Below are 13,850 nucleotides of genomic sequence, written 5' to 3' on the forward strand. Positions count from 1 at the left end.
TCAAGTGGCATTTCAAAATTATTAAGCTTCTAATTATTTGACAACTATGCCCAAAACTTCTAATTTCTGACGCTCGCTACCCTCGTAAAACAAATCGAGGCAAGCACGCAAATCGGAGCAATAGGCCATAAATTCGACATAGTACTCTTGTTTTTGAGCGGTGGCTTGCTGCGCTTCTCCATCCTCTTTTTCAGCCTTCAGCTTTAAGTCATCCAGTTTTACCAAGTCTGCCTGCAATGCTGTAATTGCATCGGGCGTTAAACTAGCCAGTGTCAGTTTTTCCTGAATAGCTTCATGTGTAATAATTGCACTTACAGTATCATCAGCTAAAGATTTCCACTCGGGATATGCCGCCGGCACTTCCTTATTTAAACGCAAAAGGGTTGATAATTCAAGATCATTTTTAAAAAAGTAGCGCCCCACCTTACGAATACGAATCAGCTTATCGCGCAACATCGTGTAAAACCCGTTGAATTCCCGAGTTGCCTGACTGGATTCAATACCTTCGATATTTTGAAGCTCGAAAGCTGTTTTGGTTTTTGTATAAAGCGACTTTCCCAATTCGATACGCTCTTCGGAATAGATTGGCTGTATGCATTCCTTAATGGATTCATCAGCCGAAATACCATAAACCAATAGTCGTCCTTTTTCCAGTTCTTTTAAATAACTTTCTTTCATATGATTATAATTTGTTTTTGATTTGCCATATGGAACTTACCATGCTGGAATAAATTATCCCCCTGTGCGTCAAAATCAATTTGGCATGGACGTTTCATATGTTTGTATTTTTTTATTTTTGGTTAGATGGAACTTTCCATGAGTTAATAATTATTGAATCATGAACGTTTCATAACATTACTTTTTAAATGCTCTTTTTTTTATTTGCCATAATGAAATTATTATTCTCAAGTCTGAAAAGCAAAAACTGCTCAATAAAATTTTTATGATATATTTCACACTTTGGAAATTCTGCTTCGATTTAGAATTCATTTTTTATGACTTTCTGTCACTTTTTGATGATTCCCCCGGCTTTTTAGCTTTTCCCCGCACTTTTCTCCGACTTTCTGTCACTTATGTTCAATCTCCCCACAGTTTGGAAGTGTTCCCCTCACTCATCTCTAATTTTATTGTACTTGAGTAGGATTTTCCTGAGCTTATTAGCTCCTCTCCTCTCTGTTTTGAGATTTTATGCTGCTGATGTGATGCTGAATTGTTCTTTTATGGGATTTTAGAGTGGTTTGGAGGGTAGAAAACTGGTGTGACGTGGTTTTTTTCTTGGGGCTGAAAAAAAGGACGCGTAGCATAACTGGATAGTGCACTGCGTTACACCAACAGAGGTTGGGGTTCATAACTTGTTCCCGACAAGGAAGAATCCCTCCGAGTTCACTAATTGTAAACAATCAGCTAGTTGAGACTAATTGGGTGTTTTTGGGTTAAATAACTTCTCTCCCATTCCATAACCTTGTATCTTACATAAGATCTGCACAAAGGGTGTATTTTCACACATTTCCCTGTTCAAACTCGATTTCACCGAAATTGATCTCGCAGATCGATGCGTAGCATTACTAGAAGTTTATGATAATCGGTACATATATGTATTTAATGGATACAACTTATATGAAGAAAAATAAATGACTCCCTTAAAATAAAACAGGTTTGAACCTGCAAAGAGAAGTAATTACGAAACTCTGACAGGGATTATACGCTGTCAGGATATCGTAATTGGACTGAACTGATCAACGAATTTTTATTATTATTTCGGGTTGTAAATCCTATTGCTCAGAACTCCTGATTGCAAATCAGGGGCTGCCGCGGTAATCTTTAGTCATACCCTGACATTTACAGCTTCTCTATAGTCAGAGCATGACAAGAAAAATATTTTAAGGCGATACGGCTGGCCCTGATTTGTTATCTGGATTTAATTAGTTGGCGATTTATAATCGCCTAAGCTGTAAATAGAGGATTGAAAATCCTCAACTCGAAACCTGCAGATTACAAATCTGCAGGAGCGCGGAAAATTATAAGATGTTGTATTTGTGTGATTTTTCAAATTATTTCTTCTGCTCTATAGAATGTTTGCCTTACTTATTCTTGTATTTCTTTTGCAGTGCATTCAAAAAATATCTTAGGTACTGATCTAAAAATTCTCGATAGTGTTTATGATCTGGATTACGGAAAAAAGCACTCAACTCATGTTTGCTTATTTTTTTATCTATTAAGGCGAGCATATCTAAGATGTCATCTGATTTCAAGTCCAATGCAATTTTTAGTTTCCGAAGAATCATATTATTGCTTAAAGGATCTTCTGGCTCTGGTAGTGGGCCTTCTCTTTTTCCGCGTTTTTCAATGATTAATCCGTTGAGGAAAATAGCCAGTTCTTTATCTGTGATTTCTATTAATAAAGGGTCATCATCTTTTTTAAACCAACCATCCAAATCCGCTTTACTGACATCGTAATTGGCTAATTTAAAAAGTTCAATCATTTTGAGATCACTAAAGTCAAACACGTAACGAACACGTCTTAATATATCATTATTGGTCATATTGTCTTTTATTTAATTTTCACTTCATTCATAATTTTCATTTTCCTAATCTACCCCCCGTTACTTGTGAGGCAGTTGCGCTAATCAACTCTTATTGTATTCAGGTTCCCGAAACTACAAAACAATAAGTGCTTCCCAAAAGAAACAAGAAGAAATAAAAAAAGACCACCCCTTGCGGGATGATCTTTACCTAAATGAATGAAGGGATTACTTCTATTTCCTTCGGTATGCAAAAACGATTTAAGTAGTTGTTTCTGCCAGTGGAAATTCCTCTGGTCTACATATTTGTAATACTTATATTATGGATTATAAGTAAAACCCTTACATTTCTCGACCAGTTCCATAACCTGAGCATGGGATATTTCGCCATTGGTTATGTAAGGATATTTTATCATTGGATGATCGACCATGAAGCCTGGGAAATCTGCATTATAACCTGATTTTCCTTCTCCTGTGAACCCTTTGATCCAATTTGGAACTAATTCCATCAGCAATGCCCGGGTTTGCTTATTTTTCCAGTATTCGCTAAAAAATGTGTACTCGTCGAAAGCCAAAGGAACTTGTTGCGTTGATTGCAGGGCAACAACTTCTGATAATCTGATATCGCGTGATGATGCTGCTGCAGAAATTGTAAATTCGCCGCTTTCAGCAATCCACATCTCTCTTTTTCCATCGTAGCAGGAGAAATCCCGGGCTTCCAATTGAAAAGTCACTTCTTTTTCTTCTCCCGGCTCTAACTCAATTTTCGCGAACTTCTTCAACTCTTTTTTAGGGCGCAATAGTGTACTTTTATTATCGGTAACATACAATTGCACAACTTCTTTCCCTTTTACATCACCTGTGTTTTTAACAGTTAAGGTCGCTGTTACTCCTTCTTTATCGGTCGTGTTTTTTGCTGATAATTTAAGATTACTGTATTCAAAAGTTGTATAAGACAATCCAAATCCAAAAGGAAACAGAGGTTCAATTTTCTTTTCATCGTAGTAACGATAGCCAACAAAAATGCGCTCTCCGTAAAGGACTTCGCCTTGCTCTCCCGGAAAATTTAAAAATGAAGGAGTGTCTTCTAATTTCACAGGAAATGTTTCGGCCAGTTTGCCTGATGGATTTATTTTCCCAAACAAAACATCGGCAACAGCACCAGCTCCGGCTTGTCCGCCCAGCCAGGTTTCCAAAATACCATCCACTTCATTTATCCATGGCATAGTAACTGCGCTTCCGTTGGTAAGTACGGCAACCGTGTTTTTCTGAATTTTCGCAATCTCACTAATTAGTTTGTTATGAGATACAGGCATATTAATATGGGTTCGGTCTATGCCTTCGGATTCGTACTGCAATGGTAAACCTGCAAATACCAAAGCAATATCGGCATCGGCAGCTGCTTTTTTGGCTTCATCTATTAGCGACATATCATTATCATCAGATAGTTTATAGCCTTGCGCATAGCTTATTTTTATGTCCCTGCCATATTCTTTTTTGATGATGTCAAGCGCTTTATCAAGCCGGGTAGGTTTTACTTCAGAACTTCCGTTTCCCTGATAACGGGGAGCTGAGGCAAATTCTCCAATAATGGCTACACGCTTGTACTTCTCTTTTGTTACAGGTAATATCTGATTTTTGTTCTTCAAAAGTGTTATGGCTTCTGATTCAACCTGCCGTGCATAAGCGTGATGCTTTTCAGCATTGAGTTCAGCACCTTGTTTTTCGAGAGCTTTTGCTTTAAATACAATTGTCAGGATCTCTTTTACCAATCCATCAACAACAGCAATATCCAAATCTCCGTTTTTAACCGCTTCTACAACAAGAGAATCATTTACACCACTAACTCTGGGCATTTCGATGTGCATGCCTGCTTTCATTGCTTCAACCCGGTTAACCACTGCAAACCAGTCTGAAATAACAATGCCTTTAAATCCCCATTCCTTTTTAAGCATATCGGTTAACAAATACGGACTTTGAGTGCCGTAAACACCCTGAACCCGATTGTAACAGGCCATAATTGTCCATGGCTGTGCTTTTTTTACCGCTATTTCGAATGGAGTGAGGTAGATTTCGTGCAGGGTACGATTATCCATATTGGAGTTGTTGTACATGCGCATGGTTTCGACATTGTTGGCGGTATAATGTTTTAATGATGTTCCCACGCCCTGACTTTGAACTCCGTTGATATAGGCCGCTCCCAGTTCGCCTGATAAAATTGGGTCTTCAGAAAAGAACTCAAAATTTCTTCCGCCCAAAACCGATCGTTTGATGTTGACACCCGGCCCCAGAATTACATTCACTTTTTGCGCCTGACATTCTTCACCTATGGCTTGTCCAACTTTATTGACCATATCTAAATTCCATGTTGCAGAAAGTGCCGATGCAGTTGGAAAGCAGGTAGCCGGCAACTGATCGCCGTAACCAGCCTTATTGGTTGCCGGCGCCCGGCGCAGACCATGAGGACCATCTGCGACCCAAATCCATGGGATATTAAGGCGTTCGACCGGCTGTGTGCTCCAGTCATCGCGACCGGAGCAAAGGGCTGCTTTCTCCTCTAAAGTCAATTTAGAAACCAATTGGTCAATTTTATCATTGACATCCAGGTCTGATTTTTTAGTCTGTGCTTTCAATACCATATTTGATAGTATTAGGATGGAAAACAATAGTAAATTTTTCATGTTTTATTAATTACAAATTATAGGGTTTAAGGTACAAATAATTATCATTATACACATTTAAAATCCGGCTTAAACAATCAACATAAAAGATTGATTTAAAAATCATTTGACACGAAAAAACTGATTTTAAACTTACCTATTATACCAAATCAACATCAAAATTGATCTTATAAAATAGTGCTTAGAATCAAGTCATACCCTGACAAGAACGGCTTGGATATAGTCAGAGCATGACAAGCTGATATTTTAAGCAGGATTTTGAAATTAAATTGGTATTACAAGGATATAGTTGTGCCATAAAAATTAAAACAGTTCCTATTTCACTGCAAACTCAGCACCCAAATCAGCATTGGAATTTCCTCCAATCCAAAGCATAAATTTTCCAGGCTCAACAACATTCATCATTTGCTGATTATGAAATGACAATTCGCTTGCCGGAATTGTGAAACTCACCCTTTTGGCTTCTCCTGCCTTCAGTTTCACCCGATCGAAAGCTTTTAGTTCTCTTACCGGTCTGGTAACATCTCCAACCAGATCACGAATGTAAACCTGCACAACTTCTTCGGCAGTACATTCGCCTTTGTTGCTTAACAAAACGGATACGTTCAACTCTTCTGTTCTTGCAATTACCGGTGTTTCAATCCGTAAGTCTGAATATTCAAAATCAGTATATGATAATCCAAAACCAAAGGGATATAAGGGTTCAAAACCTTCATCCATGTAATGAGAAGTATTTCCCAATGATGTTTGATAGGCCTTTACGGGAATTTTATCAATTGAAGGCCAGTTATTGGGATCAACAGGTCGTCCGCTGTTTTTATGATTGTAGTGCATGGGAATCTGTCCAACCGATTTTGGCATTGTTACCGGCAATTTACCTGAAGGTGATACTTTTCCAAACAAAATATTTGCCAATGCTGTTCCTCCCATAGTTCCCGGATGCCATGCATACAGCACTGCATCTGCATTTTCGTATACATCTCCAATACTCAATGCTCTTCCTGCCATTACAATCAGAACGACTGGCTTGCCTGTTTCCGATATTTCCTGTATCAGTTCTTTTTGAATTCCAGGAAGATCAAGTCTGGCCCGGCAATGAGCCTCTCCTGATAATATCGCTTCCTCGCCCACACATACAACAACAACATCAGAGGATTTTGCAGCCTTTATTGCTTGTTTGAAACCATCTGAATTTTTGTCTCTTGTGTATTTTAATCCTTTTGCAAAATTCACCTTCGCATTTCCCAGCAAATTTCTAATTCCTTCGAGCGGCGTAATTGATAACAAGCTGTCAGCATCGAAGCTCCATGTTCCCAATTGCTCGTATTTTTCATGAGCCATCGGGCCAATAACTGCAACTGAATTTATTTTTGTGGAAAGAGGCAACAGCTTATTTTTATTCTTCAAAAGAACGATGCTCTGTTCGGCCGCTTCCAGAGCTGCTTTTTCTATGTCTTTTTCTCCAATTTCGCCCTGTCCGTTTTCATCTACATATGGGTGCTCAAATAAGCCCAGTTCAATTTTGATTCGCAGTATATTTCTTACTGCATCATCAACTAAATCTATATTTATAAGACCCTCATCCAAAAGTTCCTTAATATGATTTTTGTAACAGGTGGAAGCCATTTCCATATCAACGCCTGCTATCAAAGCTTTTTTTGCTGCATCTTTTTCATCAGAAGAAAAACCATGACTGATCAATTCATGAATTGACGCCCAGTCGCTGACCACCATTCCATCAAATTGCCACTCCTCTCTTAAAACCTTACGAAACAAGAATTGATTTCCCGAAGCCGGAACGCCATTCAAATCATTGAATCCTGTCATAAAAGTTCTGATACCGGCATCCTTGGCTGCTTTGAATGATTTAAAATAAACATCCCGCAATTCTCCTTCAGGAATAAGTGTTGTATTATAATCCCGGCCTCCTTCTGCGGCACCATAGCCGGCAAAGTGTTTTGCGCAAGCGGCTATTTTACCATTTGAAAAAAGAGAACCATTGGTGCCCTGAAAACCTTCGGTAGAAGCAACAGCCATTTTTGAAACCAAGTATGGATCTTCTCCAAAACTTTCTGCAATTCTCCCCCATCGGGAGTCTCTGGCAATATCAATCATGGGTGCAAATGTCCAGTTAACACCAGCTAAAGAAGCCTCTTGTGCTGCAATACCTGCCCCTTTTTTTACTATTTCAGGATTCCAGGCAGCTGCTTGCCCCAAAGGAATTGGGAATATGGTTTTAAAACCATGTACAACATCTCTGCCTATTAACAAAGGAATACCCAACCGACTTTCTTCAATTGCTGTTTTTTGAATTTCATTTACTGTTTTTACGTCAACTTCGTTCAAAATAGAGCCAACATTTCCAGCCTTTATTTCTTCTTTTATCTTATCCGGAATTTGTCCGGAAAAGCCATTGATCTGACACATTTGTCCTATTTTTTCATCAATTGTCATTTGCGACAAAAGTTTCTCAATCTTCTGATCATTCGTAGATAAAGAAGATACACAAGACTGTAAAAGGCAAAGACATATCCCTAATACGTAAAATCTATTTACCATTTTTTCATTTTTAATCGTTCTTGAAAACCCAAACGGAATCAACTTTCACCTGTGTGAAAATTGAATTAGTTTAGCCCAGAGTTTCTTTCTCAGTCCCTTCAACGGCAAACTTAAAAAAGGGGCGCTGCACAAAGAATTCCAATGCCTTCCGAATGCAACGCCCCATAAACTATTCTAATTTATTATAATCATGAACTCTTCCAGATTTAAATCCATGAGTATATAGCCCAAACCTGACAGAGGTGTTATTGAATTGAACGAATTTCCACATTATCAATAGTAATTCCTTCCTTCATATCACCACCGCCACCTCTTATAACAAGATATACTGTTCCTGTAACAGCAGCGGTAAAGACCCCATTGGTTTCGGTTGAACTTCCTACCTTAGTAAATTTCCCTGCAAATGGAGTTGTTCCACTTCCATCCCACGTATTTATGCTCAATAGTTTTTCTCCTTCATTGTAATCACCGGATACTGTTTCCGGATCACTATAACCACAATACACTTCGAACCATGTGTCAGAACAGCCTGTAGTAGAACTGATATACATATCGATTTGATAACTACGCCCTTCTTCTACCTGGATGGCTTGGTAAATTCCATTACCTCCCCAGCTGGGCGTTGTTAAGTTAGCATTACCGTCATTAAAATTCCAGGTGCCGTTACCTGCACCCGTGCCACCAATTGTCCATTCTGCTATATCATCTTCAGAAGTAAACTTACCTCCTCTGATTAAATTTCCAGAAATTGGATCTGAAGTTTCAACATTCACCACGCTTGATGCTTCGCTGCTTAAAATTCCACCTGCTGCAATTACCTTATGCTTTATTTCATATTCTCCTGCATCTGGTAAGAACAATTCAAATGAATTACCGCCAGTAGAAAAACCTGTTCCATCTCCTAGATCCCAATAATTACTAATAACATATTTGTTACTATTGGTCGTAATTTGATATCTATTTGCAGAAATTTCATCCACTGAAAATCTTACGTCTATCATTTGTTCTGTTACATGTTCTTGATCGTCGTAAGTATCCTGAGTACAGGAAACCATTCCTAAAGAAGTTAACAAGACGAATAATCCTATATATATTATTTCAATACGTTTCATATGATTATAATTTTGTGTGCTTGCCATATGGAACTCCCAAATTACACTCATCCTCCTGCGTGTAAGGCTTTTTATAGGGGTCGTTTCATATGATTATATTTTGTTTTTTAATAAGGATTTTGAGTTAAACCGCTATCTGAATCCATCTCGGCCTGCGGAATAGGCAGATGTTTTTTATTCTCTGTCCAAGTGTTTTTTCTGTATTCGTTTGGAGCAAGTACTGTTGATGCCATTCCGGTACGAACCAAATCCCAATAGCGCTTACCTTCGCCCACAAACTCAAGATGACGTTCCTTAATGATATTATCAACAGTAGCAGTAATGCTACCTACACCTGCCCTATCCCGAACTTCATCTAAATAAGTTTGAGCACTTCCTGTTCCTGATACTCCACGTGCTAATAATTCAGCGGCGTTAAGTAGTGTTTCAGCATATCGATAAACCCTAAGGTTATTGTTGTAATTCATATCCGCAGAACCTGCATAACCGGCATTTCCGTTAGCTCTTGGAAGGTATTTTTTCAAAAAGTTTCCTGTGTCCTGATAACGTCCTTCGTAAGTAGCTCCAGATTGAGCTGCATAGGTTGCAAAATTTAAAATTCCACCATTTTTACGTTGGTCATTATCCTCATACAAATCATATGCTTCCTGACGGACAGGTTCAAATCCCCAACCTCCATCAAAATCATCACTTCCTGATAAACTATTAATACCAATCAATTTAGGATAAACAGTACCCCCATCACCGATGGCACTCCCCCAATCTTTTCCTCCATTAACACTAAAATAGTTCACTTCAAATATAGATTCCTTAGTCCATTCTCCACTTTCTTCCCAAATTCCTGCAAAATCATCATTCAAGATATATTGGTGACTTGCAATAATTTCATTCATGTAAGCCAATGCTGTTGAATAGTGGCTTTCATCATTCTGATACATCACCACTTCAGTATATACCATATAAGTCATGGCCAAGGACACTCGTCCTGTATTTTCAGAAGTAGTTTTTATTGATAATCCACCATTGGCAATCACATCTTCTAATGTTGTGATTATACCTTCATAAACTTCATCGGCAGTTAACTGAGCTGCTATATATGGAAAATCGAGATTAGTTTCATAATATGGAATATTGCCCCAAAGTTTCCATAACCACATATAATAGTAAGCCCTTAATGCTTTAGCTTCAGCAATGTAAAGCGCTTTGTTTGATTCGGAAATATCCTGTACATTATCTATATATTCCAAAACAGCGTTAGCACGCTTTACTCCTGAATAAAAAGTGGTCCATAAATCGCTGCAAACAATTTCCGGTGTCGCTTCGTAATTGAACATCTTATGCAGAAAAGGCAAATCACCCTGGTCATTTCCTCCAACATACACATCATCTGACATTACATCTGACACTAAGTTAAGTTGAGTATATTGTCCCCAGGCATAATCTGTCCAGGATAATGGATCATAAGCAGCAACAAGTGCTTCAAATATACGATCCTCTGTTGTATAATAATCATCTATCAATACGCTGCTTGCCGAATCTACTTCAAGGAACTCCTCTTTACAAGAACCCAAAAGGATAAAAAATAAGCTGCAAATTAAAATATATTTATTCTTCATTACTTTAAGTTTTTAATCGTTAAAAAGACAGGTTTAAACCAACTGTATATGTTCTTGCCTGAGGATATATTCCGCGATCAATACCAAGAGAAGTACCTCCTGAAGAAATTTCAGGATCAAAACCGTCGTATTTTGTGAAAGTGAAAAGATTCTCTGCTGCAACATAAAAGCGCAAACTATTTACAAATGCCTTATTGACAATATTTTTGGGTAGAGTGTAACCTAATGTTACATTTTTTATGCGCATATAATCGCCATCTTTAACATAGAGGTCAGATGATAACCAGTTGCCGTTATTATCTGAAAATGAAAACCGCGGAATTGTATTGGAAGTTCCTTCTCCTATCCAACGATCTAACATATAGGCAGGCAAATTAATATAACGCAAGTCTGTACGTCGGGTAGCATCATAAATATCGTTACCAACAGTTCCCTGCAGCATCATGCTAAAATCAAAGCCTTTAAAATCAATTCCAAAGTTTATACCGTATGTCCAGTCAGGCATACCCTTTCCAATCATTGTACGGTCATCATCTCCAATAGAGCCATCTCCATTCAAATCCACAAACCTTACATCTCCAGGAACTGCATTCGCCTGGATTAAGCCACCTTCATTATTCACATGTGAATTAATTTCTGCATAATTTTGGAAAATACCATCTGTTTTATATCCATAAAAATAGGGGAATGGCAACCCATTTTGGGCTCTCGAAATAGTTCCTACATTAGCATAGCTATCGTAATTAGCAAAACCATCTGCATTTCCCAGATTAACCAATTCGTTTTCAAGATAAGAAGCGTTTCCTCTAATGCTAAAGTTGAAATCGCCAAGCTTGAATCTATAGCCTAAATCAAATTCAATACCCCAGTTTTTCATATCTCCAACATTACCAGTTGGTTTTGATTCTCCCACATAAGAAGGAATCGACATCGTCATCAACATTCCATTGGTTTTCTTCTCATAGTAATCAACTGTAAATGTCAATGCACTATTTAAGAATCCGAAATCAAGTCCTATGTCGGTTTGCTCCGATTCTTCCCATGCTAATGAAGTATTAGCCAGCCCAGATGCTTTTGTTCCATTTACTAATGTTCCATTCCCTGGTCCAAAAGCATAATTATTACCTGTTGAAGTAAGGGCGGTATAACCAAAAGCCCCGATATTTTCATTCCCGTTTTTACCCCATGAAGCTCTCAGTTTAGAAGAAGTTAACCACTCTGGACGCGATTCCATGAATGCCTCATTTGTAATATTCCATCCCAGTGAAATTGAGGAGAACACACCATATTTTTTCCCCGGACCAAAATTAGAAGAACCATCTCTACGAATAGTGGCCTGAAACATGTATCTCTCTGAAAAATTATAGCTTAACCGGGCAAACATTGACGCTAAAGTATGTGGGCTCCAAGCTCCTCCTCCAACTGTCTGGTCTCCATTTGCAGCTGTTCCGGTAGTAAAATCAATATTGGCTTTGTCTCCATTTTCTTCAACCATAAATTTATTACTTCCGCCTAAACCACGACCTGTTACTTTTTTAGCTGATTGCCCTAACATTACGTTAAAATTATGCTTGTCGGCAATACTCTTTTCGTATGATAAGATATTTTCCACCTGCCAGGTAAATCCACGATTCATACTCGACCAAACTTTTGAGTAATCAGAATAAGCAGATTTACCTAAATAATATTCAGGTGTCCAACCATCATTACCCCAAAATGCCAGATCAGTTCCAAATGAAGATCTAATCTTTAAATTGTCCCAGATCGTTAATTCGCCCCAAAATGACGACACTAACTTGTCCGAGTTATTCTCTTCTCCCGGTAAAGCCAGCTGAGCGACCGGATTAGTGATTTCGTTATATTCATCACCAGCGATTGTATAAATTAACCCATTCTTTGGGTCACGAACCGCCGTTGGGTGAAGGGCTGCAGCCACTGCCTGATCCTCTTCATACAAACCTAACAATGGTGAGAATGAAATTGCACCTCCAAGTGCTGAACCATACTCCGAGTTTGTTCCAATACCTTTAGAGTTTATTCTTGAATAGGCAACATTAATTCCTACTGTTAATTTATTTAAAAAATTACGGTTCATATTATCCAAAAGATGGTATGTTGTATTTGACCTTAATGAGATCCTCTCATAATTAGAACGGTCAAAATTTCCACCAACGATTCCATCCTGCTTATAATAACCTGCAGAGAAATAATATATAACTTTATCAGATCCGCCACTAACACTCAATTGATGGTTTTCAACAGGGGCATTGTCATAAAAAACCATATCCTGCCAATCTGTACCCTTACCCAATGCATAAGGATCATCATATCTTGCAGTTTCCCCTGAATTAACTAAACCTTCATTTATCAGTAAAGCATATTGTTGGGCATTTAATACATCCCTTTTATTCCATTTGCTTTGCCAACCTCGTGAGAAATCATATTTTACAGATAATTTGCCTTTATCTCCACTTTTTGTAGTTATCAGAATAACTCCATTAGCAGCACGGGCACCATATACTGCTCCTGATGCAGCATCCTTTAGAACTTCAATAGACTGAATGTCACTTGGATTTAAATAATCTATTCCTCCATCAATTGGCATACCATCAACAATATATAATGGATCACTATTATTAATCGTACCAATACCACGAATTCGTACTTGCGAAGAAGCTCCCGGCTGTCCGGAAGATGATGTAACGGTTACTCCTGAGGCCAATCCTTTCAGAGCATTATCGATGCGAACAGGTGCAATATTTTCTAAATCATCTGCTGAAACTTTCGCAATTGAAGCAGTTAAAACACTCTTTTTCTGCACTCCGTAACCAACAACAATAACTTCGTCAAGTCCTGTTGTTTCCACATTTAAAACCACATTCATTTCTGAATTGTTTCCCACCACAATTTCCTGTGAGCTAAAACCAATCAGCGAAAATACCAGTATCCCATCATTTGAGATCTCAATCTGATATTTTCCATCCATATCGGTAGTAGTACCGATTGTAGTACCTTTAATCACTACCGAGGCAAACGGCAATGGTATACCATCCTCTGCTGAGGCCACTATACCTGTTACGACATGCTTTTGTGCAAAGGATTGCAAGCAAAATAATGCCAAAACTAAAAACAAGACTGTTTTTTTCATAGATAATTAGTTAAGATGATTAGTTAATTATTTTCAATAAATGGATCTGTCTGTTAGCTTCCGGATCCACAGTAATTATATTCGGGCAATTGCAAACCCAATATGTTTTTCCTGCTGATTCACAGCTTTGTAAGAAACAATAACAGTAAGAGAGCAGCTTCCCTCTTGTGCCTTTTTGGTGATGGCAATTCCGAAATTAAGTTTGACTTTTT

7 protein-coding genes are annotated in these 13,850 nt (G+C 38.2%); all 7 read right to left on the minus strand.

Features of this window, described 5'->3' with window-relative positions; translation table 11 throughout:
• Positions 1-33 precede the first annotated feature (33 nt).
• The 7 genes from ACKU4N_RS11915 to ACKU4N_RS11945 all read right to left on the minus strand — a co-directional run bounded on the left by ACKU4N_RS11915 (position 34) and on the right by ACKU4N_RS11945 (position 13,638).
• Positions 34-678: a PQLLE family protein gene (locus tag ACKU4N_RS11915; RefSeq protein ID WP_321316542.1), complete on the minus strand. Its 645-nt coding sequence runs from the start codon at positions 676-678 to the stop codon at positions 34-36.
• Between the two features lie 1,403 nt (positions 679-2,081).
• Positions 2,082-2,543 (minus strand): YehS family protein, encoded by a 462-nt coding sequence (locus tag ACKU4N_RS11920; protein WP_321316543.1) that lies wholly within the window; start codon positions 2,541-2,543, stop codon positions 2,082-2,084.
• A 299-nt stretch (positions 2,544-2,842) separates the two neighbouring features.
• A complete protein-coding gene (locus ACKU4N_RS11925; protein ID WP_321316544.1) occupies positions 2,843-5,203 on the minus strand; it encodes a glycoside hydrolase family 3 C-terminal domain-containing protein in 2,361 nt (786 codons plus the stop codon).
• A gap of 315 nt (positions 5,204-5,518) precedes the next feature.
• Complete coding sequence (locus ACKU4N_RS11930; RefSeq protein ID WP_321316545.1) at positions 5,519-7,762, minus strand: glycoside hydrolase family 3 N-terminal domain-containing protein; 2,244 nt, start codon at positions 7,760-7,762, stop codon at positions 5,519-5,521.
• A 245-nt stretch (positions 7,763-8,007) separates the two neighbouring features.
• Positions 8,008-8,874, minus strand: a complete 867-nt coding sequence (locus tag ACKU4N_RS11935; RefSeq protein ID WP_321316546.1) for a hypothetical protein — start codon at positions 8,872-8,874, stop codon at positions 8,008-8,010.
• Between the two features lie 107 nt (positions 8,875-8,981).
• Complete coding sequence (locus ACKU4N_RS11940; RefSeq protein WP_321316547.1) at positions 8,982-10,490, minus strand: RagB/SusD family nutrient uptake outer membrane protein; 1,509 nt, start codon at positions 10,488-10,490, stop codon at positions 8,982-8,984.
• Positions 10,491-10,509: 19 nt separating this feature from the next.
• Positions 10,510-13,638, minus strand: a complete 3,129-nt coding sequence (locus ACKU4N_RS11945; RefSeq protein WP_321316548.1) for a SusC/RagA family TonB-linked outer membrane protein — start codon at positions 13,636-13,638, stop codon at positions 10,510-10,512.
• Positions 13,639-13,850 lie beyond the last annotated feature (212 nt).

The organism is Labilibaculum sp. (assembly GCF_963664555.1).
Taxonomy (GTDB): Bacteria; Bacteroidota; Bacteroidia; order Bacteroidales; family Marinifilaceae; genus Labilibaculum.

Excerpts from the sequence above, each read along its gene's own strand:
- ACKU4N_RS11925 (WP_321316544.1), bottom strand. The coding sequence starts at position 5,203 with ATGAAAAATTTACTATTGTTTTCCATCCTAATACTATCAAATATGGTA.
- ACKU4N_RS11940 (WP_321316547.1), bottom strand. The coding sequence starts at position 10,490 with ATGAAGAATAAATATATTTTAATTTGCAGCTTATTTTTTATCCTTTTG.
- ACKU4N_RS11945 (WP_321316548.1), bottom strand. The coding sequence starts at position 13,638 with ATGAAAAAAACAGTCTTGTTTTTAGTTTTGGCATTATTTTGCTTGCAA.
- ACKU4N_RS11915 (WP_321316542.1), bottom strand. The coding sequence starts at position 678 with ATGAAAGAAAGTTATTTAAAAGAACTGGAAAAAGGACGACTATTGGTT.
- ACKU4N_RS11930 (WP_321316545.1), bottom strand. The coding sequence starts at position 7,762 with ATGGTAAATAGATTTTACGTATTAGGGATATGTCTTTGCCTTTTACAG.
- ACKU4N_RS11920 (WP_321316543.1), bottom strand. The coding sequence starts at position 2,543 with ATGACCAATAATGATATATTAAGACGTGTTCGTTACGTGTTTGACTTT.
- ACKU4N_RS11935 (WP_321316546.1), bottom strand. The coding sequence starts at position 8,874 with ATGAAACGTATTGAAATAATATATATAGGATTATTCGTCTTGTTAACT.